The following is an 18466-nucleotide window of genomic DNA, read 5'->3' on the forward strand; positions in this document are numbered from 1 at the left end:
AATAACTAGAGGTGAAGACGAATGAAAGACATAGATTCAACAGCATCGTGGCAAAAACTCCGTCTATTCGCAGTCACTTGGCCGATTTTTATTGACTCTGTTTTACGTATGATGTTAGGTACTGCGGATGTCTTCATGTTAAGCCGAATTTCGGATGAAGTAACGGGAGCCGTAGGTTTGGCGAATGAAATCATTGTGTTCTGTATTCTAATGTTTGGTTTTGTGGGTATCGGGACGAGTGTGGCTGTGGCTCAGCATTTGGGAGCAGGTAAGGTGAAGGAAGCAAGTCGAATTTCTGCAACAGCCATTACAATTAATTTGATTTTCGGCATTATCGTAAGTATCGCGTTAGTTGTGTTTGGTGAGCCGTTGATGCATCTGATGCATTTGGATCCTCAGCAAATTGCGATCGCCAAAAAATACTTAACGATCATCTCCGGATTTATTTGGATTGAAGCGTTGTCGTATGCGATTTCTTCAGTATTGCGTTCCAATGGTCAGACCCGAGATGTGATGTTCGTTACGTTGGGGGTTAATGTGATTCACATCGTGGGTAACAGTCTCCTGATTTTCGGGAATTTGGGATTCCCTGAATGGGGAGTTACTGGGGCGGCTGTTTCAACGGTTGTAAGTCGATTTCTTGGACTCATTGTTCTTGTGATCATCTTGTACCGTCGCTTACAGGTTCCTATTCTTCTTAAGCACTATGTGAGCTTCAAGTCTAAGATTGTGAAGCAAATTCTTAGTATCGGATTACCTTCTGCTGGAGAGCATGTTTCATGGCAGTCGCAGTATTTGATGATTTTCAGCTTTATTAATATTATCGGGGCTACAGCGCTAAGTGCGCATGTGTATGTGATGAATGTGACCAATTATTTCATGGCTCTGGGAATGGCCATTGGCATGGGGACAGAAATTATTATTGGGCACATGGTGGGTGCTGGGGCTTTCCAAGCGGCTTATCATAAATTGATCCGAAGCTTGAAGATTACGTTTGTTCTGACATTCGTCATCGTAGGCATTACCTCGATCTTCCGTAAAGAACTGCTCGGACTATTTACCGATAATCCCGATATCATTGCTATGGGATCGACAATTCTACTTCTTTCTATCATTTTAGAACCAGGTAGAACGTTTAACTTGGTTGTCATTAATTCCTTGCGTGCTGCTGGAGATGCTAGATTCCCAGTGATGATGGGGGTTGTCTCCATGTGGGGGATTGCTGTTCCATTAGCCTATTATCTCGGGATTCATCTAGAGATGGGACTACTCGGTGTCTGGATTGCATTTACAGTTGATGAGTGGGTAAGAGGCTTGTTGATGTATCTGCGTTGGCGAAGCCGTGTATGGCAAAGTAAATCATTGGTTAAACCAAGCGGCGAGACATTGGCTCATTCGGCTTGATGGTAAATGAAGAAGCCTAAAACTCTTGATGAGAGAGTTCTAGGCTTCTTTCGTTTTATGAAAAGGATGACAAGAGGGTTGTGGCTGGCGGCTGGTAATCATACTATATTCAGTTTCTCGTAAAAGAATTGGATGTTTGTAGGAAATCATAGAAAACGTGCTAGTGTACCCCTGTATAGATGTGGATGGCATCTCTCAGAAACTCTGCCGTACCTGGTTGTTTCACATCATAATAGGCTTTGAAGCGTTCATCATCCACATACATCTGGGCAAGCCCGGCATGCGCTTCTTTACTGTACTCAGTCCAATAGGACATGAGCCATTGTTTGTGCAAATCAGCCGCTTTTTGGGCAAGCTCACTTCCAGGGTCACCTAGCTTGAAAGCTTCAGCTAAGGTATCGGCTACTTCCTCCGCCAAGCGAGTCACTGCTTCGTGCTGCTCTTGCGTCATATTTTGTAGTTTTTGATTGCTCTTATTCACTTTGTCATCGCCATATTTCTCACGAATCTCTTTCCCATAGTTCTTCTCGTTATCATCAATTAGCTTTTGTTTGAAGCCTTCAAATTTCTCTTTATTCGACATGGTAAGTCTCCCTTCTTTGGAAGCAATGGTTTGTTCGACGTTGGCAATGAGAATATCCAATTGTCTTCGCTTGTCGAGAAGCTGCTCGCGATGGTCCATCAGTGCACGGGTTCCGTCATAAGTAGGGGACGACATAATGTCTTTAATTTGCTCCAGAGGAATGCCCAACTCCCGATAAAATAAAATCTGCTGTAATCGGTCCACCTCATTTTGCCCATAAATGCGATATCCGGATGAGTTGATTCTTGCCGGCATAAGAAGTTCAATCTCATCATAATAGCGAAGTGTACGGGTGCTGATTCCAGCCAACTTTCCCAAGTGCTGTACCGTGTATTCCATCTGCTCACCTCCTGACAACTTAACTGTAAAGCTTTACGTAGCGTGAATGTCAAGTCCTTTTTCTACGGCATTACCTTCATGTCTTCGAGCAGTTAGAGGTTGCTGATGTTGATACATGGATGCGGAGATAATTGTTCTTCAATGGTTATTCCAGCTACCTGATTTGTTGTAACGAATCACCTAACCTCCACATTGTCCAGCAACGACCCGGAATGTCTGTTTGAAACCATTCAACATTTCCCTCATCTGCCATTGTCACGTAACAGGTACGGCCATCGTTACCGCCAAATGTTAGATTTGTACAATTTTTCGCATGCAAAGTGATCTCGAGCAATAATTCGCCCTCAGGTGATATTTTCGCAATGGTTCCCTTGCCATATCTTGTAACGTATAGATTCCCCATAGAGTCACAGCGCATCCCGTCTAATCCGTAATCTGGAAAATGGTGCAGTAGCTGTTTGTTGCTTACGTCAGACGAATCATTTAAATCATAGGACCAAATATTTCGTTGCACCGTCTCGTTAACATATAACTTTTTGCCATCCGGACTTACTTCAATTCCATTCGTAGTACCCATATTGCTTTCTAGAAGTGTTACTTCTCCGGTTGCATCGATCCGCCACATATTGCCTGTACTTTCCCCCCAATTAGGATCACTAGCGAATATAACACCACGATCTGAAATAGCAATGTCATTGGGCTGGTTCATTTTTGGTTCATGTGCATGAATAGAAAGCTTGCGAGTAGGCATATCTACACGGTAAATAATATGGTTTACATAATCTGCGATAAACATATCTCCCTGAAGATTAAACCGAATTCCGTTTCCGATACTGCCGTTAGGCAGCTCGATAAATACACTGCCATGACCTTCCGGCGTAATTAGACCAACGGTGTGGTTCCTCTCATAATTGACTGCATAAAGATTCCCCTGTCTATCGCATGCGGGTCCTTCAATCCCTTGGGTAAATCCAAAGGGTTTTGTGAACACTTGGCTTGAATAAATTCCCATATTAATCCTCACCTTTTTTGTGTATTTATTGGGACATTAATTTAAGTCTTGCACAATGAAACCAATGTTTTATAAATTGAATGTTAAATGAATCTGTTAAGTTTGTAAACCGTATATTTAAACCTGAAATAGCGCACGTTTACGACATGCTCTCCAGTCCGTTCTACTAAACTGTGTGAAATTGTAGTGATCCGCGAGGGTGAATTATTAATCGTAGAGTTGTGGTATGTAGATTTTCACATGATTGAAACATTAAATGAAATAATAGTGCGCGGAAAATGCGGAAGTTCAAAGGAACTTCCGTTTCTTTGTCTTCTAACTCTGATGAGTAAATTCATAGACGGAAATAATATTCTTATATATAAAAAATATTGACATACTATGAAGACAAGTTTTAATATTTAACTAACATAATTCTTCATACAAAAGGCAAGGGAGAGGTAGAATGAGTAAATTACAGTTAGCTGATAAAGTCATTTGTATTACAGGGGCACAAGGTACGGCTGGAAGGGCAGCGGTAAAGCTGTTTCTAGAAAAGGGTGCTAGCGTTGCAGCTTGTGATTTGAAGGAAGAAGAAAAACTAGGAGAAATGAAAACCTTTTCAGAGCTTTTTGGGAGTGAACGGTTTCTTTATATTCAGGCGGATGTCACAGATGAACAACAGGTAAATGAGGTATTCTCAGCAATGGAGGCTTATTTTGGACGTTTGGATGGACTATACCATAATGCATATGTCAATCACTATAAGCGAATTGCCGAGCAATCGCTGGCAAGCTGGAATGCTACTATTAACGGAACCCTGACATCTACGTTTCTTACATGTAAGTATGCAGCGGAGTTAATGGTTAAATCCAGCGGGGGATCGATCGTGAACAATTCGTCCATTCTCGGCTCCAAACCATTAGGAGGCAATGCGAGTTATGGTGCGGCTAAAGCAGGCTTGGAGCAATTTACGAAAGTAATGGCTGTGGAATACGCAGATCAAGGCATTCGTGCTAATTCCATTGTTCCAGGTGATTTTAGAACTGAAATAGATTGGCAGACGGGGACTGAAGAATTTAAAGAAAGTATGCGGAAAACCAGTTTGATTGGAAGGAGTGGCAAACCAAATGAAATTAATGAGGTTGCTGCTTTTTTGCTTTCCGATGCGGCTTCTTATATAACGGGGTCCACTTATCCAGTGACGGGAGGATTATGGCTGTGAATAATGTGTATATGCAAGAATGGACACGAGAAGAGATTAATCAAAAAGCGAAAGCAGGGTATGCGATTGTCATTCCTTTAGCGGCAACAGAGCAGCATGGGCCTCATTTACCTGTTTATACCGATACTTTGATTTGCGAGTATATAGCAACTGAATCTGTACGTCGTGCTTCAAATCAGGTTCAGATATTAATGACTCCCGTGCTTTCCATTGGCTGTTCTCAGCATCACTTGGCTTTTGGCGGTACGCTTTCTTATAAGTCATCGACTTACTTGCAGATCCTACGTGACATTGGCGAGAGTCTGATAACGGACGGTTTTAGGAAAATTATTTTTATTAATGCGCATGGCGGCAATGATCCCATCATGATGCAAACGGCCAATGATTTGGCTGTTCAATATCCCATATGGACTGCTGCAGCATCTTATTGGAGTGTAGCGGGTCAAGCTTTAACAGATTTAAATGCTGCCGAAATGGGCATGGTTCCAGGTCACGCCGGGGGCTTTGAGACAGCTGTTATTATGGCATTAAGACCAGATTTGGTGAAGACGGAATTATTAGGCTCTCAGCACAAGTCGAGAGAATGGATTAACTCCGGACCACGCGGTTCTTTCATCGGCAAGCATAGTGAATTGACGGGATTCGATGGCTATACGGATGCGCCACATCTAGCCACAGCTTTAAAAGGACAGCAATATCTGGATGCTATTGTGGTTAAGGTAGCCGATTGGCTGATTCAAACTGTGAGGTCCATGGAAGCAGGAGGGGAATGAATTGTCCGTAATGAATAACACACCAAAAGGAAATGCTAATCGGGTTGCTGTGATTGTGACCGAGTATCGTTTTAATTCCCACGCTGATGTTATCCTGGGGAGATTATTAGGTGACTTTGATTATTCGCCTACTATTGAAGTTGTATCTATTTACACAGATCAAGTACCGCATAACGATATGAGCAGGGCTGAAGCCAAACGCTGTGGAGTGCCTATCTATTCAACTATAGAAGAAACGATTGAGCTTCCTTTTGCCGAAGGTGGATTAGATGGTGTTATCATCATTGCTGAGCATGGCGATTACCCCAGAGATGAGAAGGGGCGCATCCACTATCCGCGACGTCAAATGCTGGAGGAAGTGCTGAAATCACTGGATAAGCTTCAGATTAGGGTTCCCGTATTCTCGGATAAGCACTTCTCTTACAATATAGAAGATACTTTGTGGATATATCAACAAGTGAAAAAACGCAACCTTCCCTTTATGGCAGGATCTTCAATCCCGCACACGCCCTATGTTCCACCTATTGCAGATGAGCAATTGATAACAGCAGAGGAATGGTTAGTAGCAAGCTACTCTAATTTGGTAGAGGCATACGGTTATCATGCTTTAGAAGTCTTGCAGTCAGTGGCGGAGCGTCGGGCAGGAGGGGAAACAGGGATTAAATCAATCCAAACCTTAGAGGGAGCTGAGGTCTGGGAGGCCATGGAGCAAGGGGTATGGCCGGAGGATATGCTGTTGAGCTGTTTAGCGCTGAATTCTTCCAAGAAGATCATTCATCCATCTGAATCGAATGAGCCTACCTATCTTATAGTTATTGAATATTTGGATGGAACAAAGGGCTATGTATTTCAACAAGAAAATCTGGAGAGCTATTGGAGTTTTTCTCTGCGCAATCAACAAGGGATTTTTGCGGCGAAATGTGAAAGTGATGATGATCGACCCTTTAAGCATTTCGAAACACTCACTCAGATGATCGAGCAGTTTATTATTACTGGAAAAGAACAGTTTCCGATTGAACGTGTTTTCATGTCATCCGGGATGATTAATTATGCGATAGAATCCTTGTATCAGCATAAGAAGTTGGAGACACTGGAGCTTCAGATTGACTATTGATTATCATGGAGGGTTTACACAGCTTTCTATTTGTAGAACAAGTTTGGGTCGGATATGCGTTAGTTATTCCTCGACATTTCCGAGAAGATTGTGTATTATGAATTCACATACATGAAATGAATTCTTAATATGGAGGCGAGATTATGGAACAACCAACAGTAAAAGTAAAATCTGCAGATAGAGTATTAGACATATTAGAGCTTTTTATTGGGAAAATTGGTTCATATAGTTTGACGGATATATCCAAATTGCTTAGTATGCCTCCCAGCAGCACACACCAGATTTTACAAAACATGCTGGCAAGGGGTTATCTGGAGATGGATGAAACAGGAAAGCAGTTTCGTCTAGGCTATAAATTGTTTGAGATTCGTACAGAATATACGAAGAACACAGACATGAAAAGAGAGTTTTATCGAGTCGCGGATTCCCTTTCCTCCGACCTGAATGAGATGGTGCTATTAGCTATACGTAGTGCAGATAAAGTGCTTTATATAGCGGAGAAGCAATCTTCGCAAGCATTGCGCATTACGGGTAATTTAGGCGCTGTGTTACCACTTTATGTTTCGGCATCAGGCAAGATATTTCTTGCGCAATTAACTGACGAGGAAATTGATGAGATATATCCTAATGAAGAACTGGAAATGTTAACGAAAAACACCATCCCCACTAAAACTATACTGAAGCAGCAACTGCAGCATGTTCGATTGGAGAATATCGCTTATAACCTGGGAGAATCTGTAGATGAGCTCCGTTGCATTGCCGGAGCTATCTGTAATGTAGAGGGGAAGGCTGTTGCATCTCTAAGTATAACAATACCACTTATGCGTGTGACAGATGAGAAATGGAGTAAAATGTTAGATGGGATTAAAAGATCATGTGAAGAAATTAGCAAAAGAGTTTTTTGTTAGAAATTTTCTGAAATATTCACGTTAACATACTAAAAGTTTAGAATAAAAAATGGACGTCTCTTAGTTTGAATTAATAATAAAACTAACTATAACTAAGAGGTGTCCACTTTCTTGACAGAAGAGCATTCGAATAATCAAAGTCACCTAATAATCTCCTTCCTTCTTTCTTCTTCCATGGACCAAACCTGGTCTTAATACCATAATAATAACTGTCTCAAAGCCGCCGCCGCGTACAGAAGGTTGGGATTCTAATTATGTATGTGATTGCGATTAAGGTGAAATTTTAAGCATCCTAAATATGAAATAGGTAGGTGATTCGCATGTTATCAGGTATTGGGATACCAGGTCTCATAATGATCGTTACTGTTGCGCTACTATTATTTGGACCAACGAAGCTTCCACAACTAGGTCGTGCTTTCGGGACAACAATTAAGGAGTTCAGACAAGGAACGAAGGGTTTATTGGAAGAAGATCAGGCGGAAGAGTGGAAGGAAAAGCCGAAGAATTTGTAAATTCCGGTATCCGGCATCTTGAGTTATTTTACAATCGGACAAGATCGGATGAATCCAAATTCAGGATGGGATCACCTTTGTATGTCGATGGCGGTGATGTACTCGGGAAGAATGCGTAAATAAAGCCTGCTTTTATTCGTAAACATAACATAGAGGAGGTGTACCTGTGAAACTAGTAACCATCGATCATTCTGGTGTATTTCACCTTGGTGTGAAGCTTGAGCAATTTGTATTTGATCTCACAGAGGCTTTGAAAGCGTTTCCTGAGGAAGGGCTTCCAACAGACATCATGTCCGTTATTGGTAAATCCGAAGCGGTACTTTCTCAAATTGAGCGTTATATCGCGAGAGTTATGGGAGGGGCATCAGAGGGAAATACGTTCCTATTGGACGAATTCCAAGTTAAATATGGTCCCTGTGTCACACATCCAGGCAAGATTATTTGCGTTGGTCTAAACTATCGCAAGCACGCTGAAGAGACGAACGCGACGATTCCACAGTATCCGATTCTTTTTAACAAGTTCAATAATACGATTACTGCACATAGCGATGAGATCCCGCTTCCGAATCGTGTTACGAGTCAAGTTGATTATGAAGCTGAGCTTGTGATTGTCATTGGGAAGCAGGCCAAGTATGTGTCCAAAGAGCAAGCGCTGAGCCATGTGTTTGGTTATTGCAATGTGAATGATTTATCGGCGCGCGATCTACAGATCCGGACGCAACAATGGCTGTTAGGGAAGTCCTGCGATAAATTTTCTCCGATTGGTCCTTATTTGGTTACTGCAGAAGAAGTTGGCGATCCCAATCAGTTGACAATTTCATGCACAGTGAATGGGGAAACGAGACAAAGCTCGCATACCTCGGATATGATTTTCCACTGCGATGAAATCGTTAGCTATATTTCGCAACATATGACACTGTCTCCAGGGGATATCATTTTGACGGGAACACCAGAAGGTGTAGTCCTCGGTAAACCGGTAGATCAACGTGTGTATTTGAAGCATGGTGATGTCGTAACGATTGCGATTGAGAAACTTGGTGCACTAACGAATCGGATGGTGGATGAGCAAATATAGGTGCTAATGAATACATATTTCCACCGTGAAAATTGACTATAGATATTTCAGTATTAAGAATAATGATATAAAATGACTGCTTTCTTCTAATAGATTAAGCGGTCTATTGTGTTTTAAATAACAAACGATATTTTTCATAAATGAAAATAATATTCACATACAAGAAAAAAAGATTGACAGTGCACTTAGCCTATTTTACAATTAGCTTAGAGATTGGGGGATAAGAATTTACATAGCTCAATCGCAATAGCTCAAATGAGCTGAACATAAAATAGGTTACAGGAGGGATTTAGTATGTATCGTAATAAAAAGCTGTCTGTCTTGTTGATGTTTGTTTTAGTGTTTACAGTAGTAATCGCAGGATGTAGTAGCAAGGATAAGAGCACCAGCAGCTCTCCAGAGGTTTCAGCGAATACAAAGCCTAATGCAAGTCCCGAGAATGGATTATCCAAAGACGAAAAAGTCAAGATCAAAATTGCAATTGATGAAAACGGTTACGGAAGAGCATGGGTTGATAACGCGATCAAAATTTTTACTACGAAATATCCGAATGTTAGCTTTGAGACAACTGCTTCTCCAAAAATAGGGGAGATGGTCAATACCAAAATCGCTGCAAATAACGACACCGATATGTTTGACATATTTCCTGGAACCGCCAACGTTACAACCATCATGAAACTTGGAAAGGTTGAAGCTATCGATGATTTGTGGGAACGCGAGCTTAGCGATGCACCTGGTAAGAAGTTAAAAGATATCCTAGCAGATGGGGTTTATGATAACCATGCGAGATATGATGGCAAAACCTACAATATTCCAGTAGGTGGTTATACTGCAGGTTTATTCTTTGATACTGTATTATTTGATAAAAATGGTTGGAACAAGTCCCCGCAAACATGGGATGAATTTGTAAAACTGCTAGCGGATATTAAAGCAACAGGTCTAGCGCCGATCACTTATGCAGGTGTGTATCCGGATTATCTTTACAGTTTTGGTCTGGGTGTGAAGCCATTTGAAATTGCCGAAAATAACGGAACCCTTGATGCATTTATCAAAAATTTCCGTAATGATCAGCTCCCTAAGTATGCATCTCCTGAAAACATTGAAATGTGGCAGAAAATTTATGGATTAGGTCAGAAAGGCTATTTTGCACCCGGATTAGCAGCGATGAACCATACCCAATCCCAGATGATGATGCTTCAACATAAAGCGGCGCTTGTACCAACAGGGGACTGGATTCAGAACGAAATGAAAACCGCAATACCGGAAGGCTTCAAATGGGGCTTTATGACGATTCCCTTCGGTAATGATCCCAAACAAACCAAATGGATTGCTAATGATGCAGGATCAGGTGGGATGTTAATTTGGGCGAATAAACCTGAATTGACTAAAAAATGGGCAAAGGAGTTCTTGCTTTCACTAACAACACTTGAAGTTCAAACATTTAATGCGGAAAATGCAGGAATCTTTCCGGTTCGTAAAGATTTCACCCAGGATGCAGCGCGTATGGCCAAGGTACAAGATGCGCCAAGAGCAGTGCTTGATTATATTGCAAAAAACAAGACAAGATTCGAATCTATGAGGATACTTAATAGAGTCGATGATCCAGCTGCAGTAAGCGCAAAAAAAATATTCACAGAGGCCGTGAATCAAATTGCTCTTGGTAATCAGGATCCAGTTCCGATTCTTGAAAAAGCCGATAAAAAATTTAAAGAAGCGATTGACGCACAGAAAAAGTAAGGCTGCTTAACAATAGATCGATAAGCAAATGGGCGGGCAGTCCCTCCCATTTGCTTTATAGTAAGGAAGGTGGACTCATGGTAACTAAAGGGGCAAGCCCAAGCGGGAATTCACAATTAACAGCTCCATCGAAAAGTGGGATAAAGGGTCTGGAAAGGCAAAAATGGTTGTTTGTATTACTTGCTATAGGGCCAAGTTACGTCGGATATTTATTATTTACCCTTTACCCAAATATCATGTCGGTCTATTATTCATTTCTAAAGTGGGATGGTTTATCAAAGCCGAAATTTATTTGGTTTGACAATTTTATTACAATGTTTCAAGATTATTTCTTCTGGCGCGCCTTGTATCATAACCTGCTGTTAATGATCACTATACCACCACTAATCATCATTATTTCCTTGGTGCTTTCTTATTTACTGATCAACAAAAGCTTTCGTGAGGCTCCAATGTACAAAATAATTTTCTTCTTTCCCAATGTACTTTCAATCGTTGTGATCACGTTATTATGGGTTTATATTTACGATGGTAGCAATGGATTATTAAACGGATTATTAAAAATTTTTGGATATGATAACAATAGTTATTACTGGTTATCAAATCCAAAAACTTCCATTTGGCTACTAGTTCCACCTACGATATGGGGTGCTATGGGTTTTTACATCGTTATATTCATCAATGCGATGAAAGGGATTCCAAAAACCATGTATGAAGCGGCTATTCTTGATGGCGCCAGCCATCTAACTCGGCTTATCTCAATTACAATGCCGTTGATTAGCCCGATTATTAAAATTAGTTTCTTATTTTTGTTTCTAGGTACTTTTAAAGGGTTTGAAATGATACTAATTATGACGAATGGAGGACCTGCTGGGTCTACAGAGGTTATAGGGTTATATATGTTTACTCAGGCCTTTAGCATAAGTGGACGAAATTATGGATATGCATCGGCTATTGGATTGTTTATATTTGTTCTACTTGTACTAGGAAAAGTATTGATTGACAAATTTATACCGAATACAGATGTAGAGTACTAGGCGTCAAGTTGTTTACAAGTGGGAGGATTTTATGGGCTTGAAAATGAAAACTGTAATAGACGTTTTCTGGAGGGGTATTCTAGTAATTTGGTCGCTTTCTATTATTCTGCCACTTTTTTGGATCGTTTATGAGTCCTTAAAAACAAATCAAGAATTTTTTCAAAATATATGGTCATTTCCCGAAAAATTGCAATGGCATAATTATAGGCAAGCATGGGTCTCTATGGACTTCAATCGGGTCATCTTAAATACGCTATATTATGTAGGAACTAGTCTTATTATTGGAACTTTTCTAACCGTACTCAATGCTTATGCTTTAACACGAGTTGAGTTTAAAGGAAGAAAATTTCTCTGGGCAACCATTTTAATATCTCTGTTTCTCCCGGGCATCAATGCGCTTGTGCCACAGTATGTTCTCATGCGCGAATTGCATCTAACGAATAGCTTAACAGGGCTTATTATTCTGGATAGCTTAGGGGAAAGTGTTTTTTTCCTCATGCTGATGAGTGGATTTATGCAATCCTTACCCAAAGAGCTTGAAGAAGGTGCCTTTATGGATGGCGCTTCACTGTTTCAGGTTTTTCGCAAAATTATATTACCTTTATCGATGCCAGGAATTGTAACGATCGCTATCTTTAAGTTCATTGGCTTATACAACAATTTTCTTGCGCCTTTTATATATTTGGGCTCAGAAGAAAAATATACAATTGGTGTGAGTATGTACTTTGCCAACCAGAGAATGCAGTATAGCTCCGATTGGGTAACACTATTTGCTGGAGTTATTATTGCGATGGTTCCCCCAACCATTCTCTTTATCTTTTTTCAACGCAAAGTAATGGAAGGTGCCACATTAGGATCAGTAAAAGGATAGGTAGGACAAATAGAGAAACTTAAAAGGAGTAATGTATGAAAAACGAAATTATAACTAATGTAAAGCAAGATCGTCCGTTTTCGTCCGGTATCGAGACAGAATCACTTGTATTTGTATCCGGTCAAGGTGGTTTAAATCCGATTACAGGAGAAGTTGTAGGTTCTGATATCGAAAGTCAGACGATTCAAACCATGGAAAATATACGATTAGTACTACTTGCTGCCGGATCAGATTTGAACGATTTAGTTAAAGTTAACGTGTACTTAACAGATCGTAAGCTCTATAGCGAATTCAATGAAGTTTTCGGGAGATATTTCCAGGTTCCATTTCCAAGCAGGACAGCCATTTACTGTGATCTGAATTTTGATTTGCTTGTCGAAATAGATGGGATTGCTGTGAAAAAAAGATAGAATATTTGCACCTAGACTGCCATAAATCGGTATCCAACTTGCCTCCTCAGATCAGAGTTCAATCTTGATTTCACTGAGAGAGGCTATTGCTTTTTCAGAAGAGGAGTTCCTGATCTTGGGTTTAACTAATTTCAACCTAGAGACATATCCTTCACTCGATCTATGGATTTGAACCGCACGAAACCTGAATAGCTTAGTACTGCTGTCACAGGAAGGAATATGGAAAGAAGCGCAAATATACGGTGACCGAGCAATATAAGTGGTATGTCCAATTTACGTACTGGGAGCTGAAAGTTATGTTAAAAAGAAAAATAAAGCGCGTGTTTTTTTTCATAGTATGTCTTTCAATGTTAATGACTCTTTCAAACTGGAATATAACTGCTAATGCAGCAATACTAACACCATCCGTTCCGTTGAATTTTCAGAATAATATTGTTTTTGGCAGTTCAGGCACAGGGACAGCGGAAATATCTAATCCTTCAAGTGGTTACACGATGAATCCTAATTTCGCAGCTGACTTCAGCAGCTACTTTAATCAGCAATTCAATACACAGCCTCTGCCACTTGACGTTGTGACCCCAGGTTCAGTAATAGTCGGAAATAAATCTATTTCACAGAATAGCAATAGTATGGCTTTGCCACAACAGCTATACGCCGGCACTATTTCAATTTCGAATGTCTATGGGACGATGTCCATTGGTGATCCAACAACTGTTGGGACTACAGTGCTCTATGGTGGAAGCTCATGCACCATAGGAGCGACATCAAACCTTACTATTTACGGGGATGTTGTATGTAATGGACCGATTACTTTTACGGGGAATATCACTGGGTTGACCATCCACGGGAATGTAATTGCCGCAGGCAGTATCACATTTAACTCCAGTGTAGGATCGTTTACGATTGATGAAACCATGAGTGCACAGGGAAGCATTACTTTCAGAGGAAGCAATATCGCAGAGGGCGTTATTGGAGGCGACCTTATTGGGCAGGGGATTAGCTTTAATGGATTAACATCCCTTTCTGTAGCCGGTAATGTGAGCAGCACGTTGGATTTTATGCCAAGTAGCGGGAACTATACAAACTTCCTTATCGGTAAATCCTTGTATGTAACCGGTAAATCCCAATTTTCAACCTTCAATAAAGTAGTGATTCAAGGCTCATATTATGGAAAAGGTAATATCGATATGCATAACCAAATATCCTCTAACGGTCTAACCGTGGGTAAATCTATGCTATCTAATGGCACGATCGACTTTCACGGGATAGGAGCGCCAGTGAATATAGGTAATTTTTTAGGTGCCTTAAATCAGCTTAATTTTAATTCCAATATTTCTGGTAATGTACGTGTCGGCGGCATAACAGCAGGACAAATCAACATATACAATAATTTTGCCCCAGCTAATATATTTATCAATTATAATCCACCAACAACAATACCAAGCCCATCGTCAAAGATAGTGAAATCGGGAATAGCTAATGCAGATATTATCATTAGCCCTTCTGCTGATAAACTGGAAGTCCTTGCTTCATCTGAACTGCAAGATACGATTAAGATGATTAGTGGTGCTGATCTGCCGATTGTAGTCGGGGATATCAGTAGTAAGGTCAGTGTAGAGCTACAGCAGAAAGAATTGAATATAAAGAATAGCGGCAAATATCCCGTACAGTTCCAACTTCTTAATAACACAAATACTTCAGCAAGCGTGGATTTAGTAAATAACAATAATGGTCCTATTACGTTTGGAGACACACGTGGAATTGAGATTTTGGCAGGACAGAGTAGAACAGTAAGCAGTCTTGTGTATGTCTCACAAGCAACCCAGGACGGAACTTACACGATGCCAATCCAGGTCGAAGTGGATGGCCTACAGACAAGTTCATTGAACTTGACAGTCAATCTCAATCGTAATCTGCTCTACAATGGCGGGATGGAAATCCAGAATCCAAGTAGCGCCACGTTACCGAATGGTTGGTACATTCCACCTGGGTTTGCCGTATTGGACAAAGAAGTTAAGCATAGCGGCAACCATTCGCTGCGAATTGATATGGGTACACGCCCATATGGCAGCGTAAGAACAGATCGGACGGATCTCAAATTGGTTCCGGGCAAGGACTATACAATGATAGCTTGGGTAAAGGGAACGGCTGCAGGACAAAGTGTATCGATGCAAATTTTCGAGATGCGGCTTGCTGGCGGGGGGACGGTTGCCAAGACACAGTCCTTTAAAGTAGATGATACATGGCAACGAATTGAGATGAAATTTACACCTGCTATTGATAGTGTCTCTGATTATAATTGGGCATACTTTTTTGTCGCGCCCCCTACAAATACGCTATGGATTGATGACGTTACGCTGGTCGAGGTTGAGCCAGTGAGCGTACAACTGCAGCAGAGTGAACTGAACGTAACGAAAAGTGGAACGTATCCAGTTCAATTCCAGCTTGCCAATTCAAGTGATACTCCAGTCACATTGGATTTAGCCCAAATGGATAACAGCGTTATGACGTTGTCTTCCATAACTAGAATTGAACTTGGGGCTCATCAGAGTAAAAATATGGACAGCATGTTGTTTGTTCCGACGACAGTCACAGATGGCACCTACACAGTTATGGTAGATGTTAAATTGGATGGGCAACCTTTATCTCAAATGACCTTAACTGTAAATATGAACCGTAATTTGCTCTACAATGGTGGAATGGAAACCCAGAATCCGAGTAATGCGACTCTACCGAATGGTTGGTACATTCCTCCTGGTTTTGCCGTATTGGATAATGCAGTTAAGCATAATGGCAATAGTTCATTGCGAATAGATATGGGTACACGCCCATATGGCAGCATAAGAACAGACCGAACAGATCTTAAAATGGTTCCGGGCAAGGACTATACAATGACAGCCTGGGTGAAGGGACTGGCTGCTGGACAAAAAGTATCGATGCAGATTTACGAGATGCGGCTTGCTGGCGGGGGAACAGTTGTCAAGTCACAGTCCTTTAATGTAGACGACAGATGGCAACGGATTGAGATGACATATACACCTGCTATTAACAGTGTTTCTGATTATAACTGGACCTACTTTTTTGTCGCTCCCCCCACAAATACACTTTGGATTGACGATGTCCAGGTGAGTGAAGTTGAAGTCGCACCAGTGAATGTAGCATTGCAGCAGGTTGATCATGAGAACATTTTAGATTCTGATTCGCTTGTACACCCGGAAGAGGTCAAGATACTGAGCTTGACTCCTGACGATAACGACCGTATTCAAATCATTCTAGGAACAGCCGCATCCTATCCACAACTCATGGAAAGCTATGCAACTGACCTGGATTTCCTCAAAGATTCGGATGGATTTGCGATTAGAAAAGCTGGAAATAAGATATATATTTTAGGGGCTGAGCCCAAGGGCGTTTTAAATGGTGTCTATGATTTTCTGGAGAAAAATGCCGATATATTCTGGACGAGGTCCACGGAATTAGGAACACTCTATGAACCGAAATCTACGATAGAGGTGACCGAAGTTAATTACCGGGAAAAATCACCTTTTGCCGTACGCGGATGGCATCTTACGGGTACCGGTGAAAATGGCGATATTCATTCCGATTTAGAGACGGAGAAATTGATGGCGCGCAACAAATTAAATGCCAAATTTGCCGAAACAAGTAACATGCAGTTATGGCAAAGGTATGAAAACACAGGGCTCAGAGCTGTTAATCTTGGTCACAATCTGGGATTCTGGTTGCCGAATGCACTGTATTTCGCTGATCATCCTGAATATTACAGTACCGATCTGAGTGGGAATCCAGTGCCTGTTGCGAATGATACGCAAATTAATTTTTATAATGAAGATGTGCCTGTCATTATCGCTGGGAGAGTAAAGGAATTTCTGAAAACTCAGTCGATTGAATATGTGGGCATAGGAATCAATGATACACATAACTTCAATATGGGTAATTTAAGCTCACAGCCGTTTGAGACGGTAGACGGTATTATCGTTCAACCAGAAGATCCGGCTTACAAATCCACTGTATTTTTTACATTCCTGAATAAAGTGGCAGCACAAGTGAAAGTAAGTAATCCTGGCGTGAAAATTGTCACATATGCCTATTTTTTTACAGATGTGCCTCCAAAGGTGGAGCTTGAGGATAACATTGTCATTGTCATGGCACCAGCGAATGAAGATGGACGTACGCCATTAAATTCGAACGACATCAATAATCCGAATTATGGTTACAAGCTTAAACTGGAAGAATGGACGACGAAAACCAAAAATATAGTGATGTACAATTATTATGGTTGCTGTTATACGCATGCCTATGAGAGACCGATGGCTGAGAAGGTTCAGGCAGATATGAAATACTATAGAGAATTAGGTATTATGGGCGTAATTCCTGAAGGTTCAGTCGATTATGGTATCGTAGATACGCTTGGAATGAATAGATTCAAAGGTGTCGCACCATCATGGGGGGTTAACGCACTGCAGTTTTGGTTATATCATAAGTTGTTTTGGAATCCAGATGCCGACTTGGAGAAGCTGACGAACGAATTTATGACAAAGGCTTATGGTAATGCAGCAATTCCAATGAAAAAGTACTATGATCTAATCAAGCAAGGCTGGAATCATGATCAACAGGTAATTAACTTCTATTCCGGTGAGAGTCAATTAATAGGGAACTATATTATGAAAGCGGGCATTAAGGATGCTGCACAAAGCGCTCTGAATGAAGCATGGCTACTTGCTAATGAGATGGAAAGGGGACGAATTGAACCGATTAAAAAGACTTTTGAAGTGATGACCTATTTAATTGGAGATCGTCCAGTGCTATCAGCGAATGCAGTCAAAACGACAGCAAGTAAAGCAGAAATCCTACAAACTCTCGATTTTAGCAAGGGACCTTGGACAAATGCTGAGCCGTTTAATGACTTTAAGGTGATGAAAACCATGGAACAAGTGTCAGCGGAAACGAAGGTACATTTACTGTGGGACGACGAGAACCTGTACGTTGGCTATGAGAATTATGATAGTGATTTATCGAAAATGATTGTAAGTGACAGTGCACCTGGCTCTTGGTGGAGCAGTGGTGCGGATGATTCTGTGGAAACCTACATCACAGGGGATATTCAAGGAGATTATTACGCTTTCTTTACTAATCCAAAATCTGTTCAGTTTGCTTATAAGAAAGGCGTGATTCCTTCACCTGGGACATTATTTGAAACGAATGCCAATATTGGAACAGATCGTTGGAACAGTATTCAAGTGATACCATTCTCCAGTATAGGTGTAGATATTAATGAAACAGATACATTAATGGGTTTCTTCTTTAGAAATTATCATGGAACAAAAGGTTTGTATGGCTGGGGAGGCGGTTCCGTCTGGAACTCATCTGATTTTGGCCCGATTCATCTTATCACGAAGAACTAGCTTGCTTTGAAGAAAGTAGAAAATATTTGTACAGGAAAGCCGCTCCATACTTAATGAGGTGGGGCGGCTC

The 18466-nt window shown here is 41.0% G+C and carries 14 protein-coding genes; 12 read left to right on the forward strand and 2 right to left on the reverse strand.

Going from position 1 to position 18466, the window contains the following annotated elements; translation table 11 throughout:
- Positions 1–21 precede the first annotated feature (21 nt).
- On the forward strand, positions 22–1404 hold the full coding sequence (locus tag GC096_RS25465) for an MATE family efflux transporter (protein WP_171634082.1): 1383 nt from the start codon (positions 22–24) through the stop codon (positions 1402–1404).
- 160 nt (positions 1405–1564) lie between these two features.
- Here the strand turns inward: GC096_RS25465 and GC096_RS25470 are convergent, their stop codons facing one another.
- Positions 1565–2326 carry a MerR family transcriptional regulator gene (locus GC096_RS25470; RefSeq protein ID WP_171634084.1) on the reverse strand — a complete coding sequence of 254 codons (762 nt, stop codon included), beginning with the start codon at positions 2324–2326 and terminating at the stop codon, positions 1565–1567.
- A 154-nt stretch (positions 2327–2480) separates the two neighbouring features.
- On the reverse strand, positions 2481–3338 hold the full coding sequence (locus GC096_RS25475; RefSeq protein ID WP_171634085.1) for an SMP-30/gluconolactonase/LRE family protein: 858 nt from the start codon (positions 3336–3338) through the stop codon (positions 2481–2483).
- A 445-nt stretch (positions 3339–3783) separates the two neighbouring features.
- Between GC096_RS25475 and GC096_RS25480 the strand changes: the two genes are divergently transcribed.
- The 11 genes from GC096_RS25480 to GC096_RS25530 all read left to right on the forward strand — a co-directional run bounded on the left by GC096_RS25480 (position 3784) and on the right by GC096_RS25530 (position 18396).
- Positions 3784–4542 (forward strand): SDR family NAD(P)-dependent oxidoreductase, encoded by a 759-nt coding sequence (locus tag GC096_RS25480; protein ID WP_171634087.1) that lies wholly within the window; start codon positions 3784–3786, stop codon positions 4540–4542.
- Complete coding sequence (locus tag GC096_RS25485; RefSeq protein ID WP_312886339.1) at positions 4539–5315, forward strand: creatininase family protein; 777 nt, start codon at positions 4539–4541, stop codon at positions 5313–5315. The genes GC096_RS25480 and GC096_RS25485 overlap by 4 nt, the downstream gene beginning before the upstream one ends.
- 10 nt (positions 5316–5325) lie before the next feature.
- Positions 5326–6429, forward strand: a complete 1104-nt coding sequence (locus tag GC096_RS25490; protein ID WP_376769524.1) for a hypothetical protein — start codon at positions 5326–5328, stop codon at positions 6427–6429.
- 143 nt (positions 6430–6572) lie between these two features.
- Positions 6573–7337 carry an IclR family transcriptional regulator gene (locus tag GC096_RS25495; protein ID WP_171634090.1) on the forward strand — a complete coding sequence of 255 codons (765 nt, stop codon included), beginning with the start codon at positions 6573–6575 and terminating at the stop codon, positions 7335–7337.
- A 320-nt stretch (positions 7338–7657) separates the two neighbouring features.
- The gene (locus GC096_RS25500; protein WP_171634091.1) at positions 7658–7849 is read left to right on the forward strand and encodes a twin-arginine translocase TatA/TatE family subunit; all 192 of its coding nucleotides are present in this window, start codon (positions 7658–7660) and stop codon (positions 7847–7849) included.
- Positions 7850–8015: 166 nt separating this feature from the next.
- Positions 8016–8924, forward strand: a complete 909-nt coding sequence (locus GC096_RS25505) for a fumarylacetoacetate hydrolase family protein (RefSeq protein WP_312886340.1) — start codon at positions 8016–8018, stop codon at positions 8922–8924.
- Positions 8925–9218: 294 nt separating this feature from the next.
- Positions 9219–10661, forward strand: coding sequence for an ABC transporter substrate-binding protein (locus GC096_RS25510; RefSeq protein ID WP_171634092.1), 1443 nt, complete (start codon positions 9219–9221; stop codon positions 10659–10661).
- A gap of 77 nt (positions 10662–10738) precedes the next feature.
- Positions 10739–11695 carry a carbohydrate ABC transporter permease gene (locus GC096_RS25515; protein ID WP_171634094.1) on the forward strand — a complete coding sequence of 319 codons (957 nt, stop codon included), beginning with the start codon at positions 10739–10741 and terminating at the stop codon, positions 11693–11695.
- Positions 11696–11738: 43 nt separating this feature from the next.
- Positions 11739–12566, forward strand: a complete 828-nt coding sequence (locus GC096_RS25520; protein ID WP_246302969.1) for a carbohydrate ABC transporter permease — start codon at positions 11739–11741, stop codon at positions 12564–12566.
- Between the two features lie 35 nt (positions 12567–12601).
- The gene (locus GC096_RS25525) at positions 12602–12976 is read left to right on the forward strand and encodes a RidA family protein (protein WP_171634096.1); all 375 of its coding nucleotides are present in this window, start codon (positions 12602–12604) and stop codon (positions 12974–12976) included.
- Between the two features lie 494 nt (positions 12977–13470).
- The gene (locus GC096_RS25530; RefSeq protein WP_171634098.1) at positions 13471–18396 is read left to right on the forward strand and encodes a DUF4838 domain-containing protein; all 4926 of its coding nucleotides are present in this window, start codon (positions 13471–13473) and stop codon (positions 18394–18396) included.
- Positions 18397–18466 lie beyond the last annotated feature (70 nt).

This window comes from Paenibacillus plantarum, assembly GCF_013141695.1.
GTDB classification, from domain to species: Bacteria; Bacillota; Bacilli; order Paenibacillales; family NBRC-103111; genus Paenibacillus_E; species Paenibacillus_E plantarum.

Bases quoted from the DNA above. Each gene is read 5' to 3' on its own strand.
- GC096_RS25465 (WP_171634082.1), top strand. From the start codon at position 22: ATGAAAGACATAGATTCAACAGCATCGTGGCAAAAACTCCGTCTATTC.
- GC096_RS25470 (WP_171634084.1), bottom strand. From the start codon at position 2,326: ATGGAATACACGGTACAGCACTTGGGAAAGTTGGCTGGAATCAGCACC.
- GC096_RS25475 (WP_171634085.1), bottom strand. From the start codon at position 3,338: ATGGGAATTTATTCAAGCCAAGTGTTCACAAAACCCTTTGGATTTACC.
- GC096_RS25480 (WP_171634087.1), top strand. From the start codon at position 3,784: ATGAGTAAATTACAGTTAGCTGATAAAGTCATTTGTATTACAGGGGCA.
- GC096_RS25490 (WP_376769524.1), top strand. From the start codon at position 5,326: ATGAATAACACACCAAAAGGAAATGCTAATCGGGTTGCTGTGATTGTG.
- GC096_RS25495 (WP_171634090.1), top strand. From the start codon at position 6,573: ATGGAACAACCAACAGTAAAAGTAAAATCTGCAGATAGAGTATTAGAC.
- GC096_RS25500 (WP_171634091.1), top strand. From the start codon at position 7,658: ATGTTATCAGGTATTGGGATACCAGGTCTCATAATGATCGTTACTGTT.
- GC096_RS25510 (WP_171634092.1), top strand. From the start codon at position 9,219: ATGTATCGTAATAAAAAGCTGTCTGTCTTGTTGATGTTTGTTTTAGTG.
- GC096_RS25515 (WP_171634094.1), top strand. From the start codon at position 10,739: ATGGTAACTAAAGGGGCAAGCCCAAGCGGGAATTCACAATTAACAGCT.
- GC096_RS25520 (WP_246302969.1), top strand. From the start codon at position 11,739: ATGAAAACTGTAATAGACGTTTTCTGGAGGGGTATTCTAGTAATTTGG.
- GC096_RS25525 (WP_171634096.1), top strand. From the start codon at position 12,602: ATGAAAAACGAAATTATAACTAATGTAAAGCAAGATCGTCCGTTTTCG.
- GC096_RS25530 (WP_171634098.1), top strand. From the start codon at position 13,471: ATGAATCCTAATTTCGCAGCTGACTTCAGCAGCTACTTTAATCAGCAA.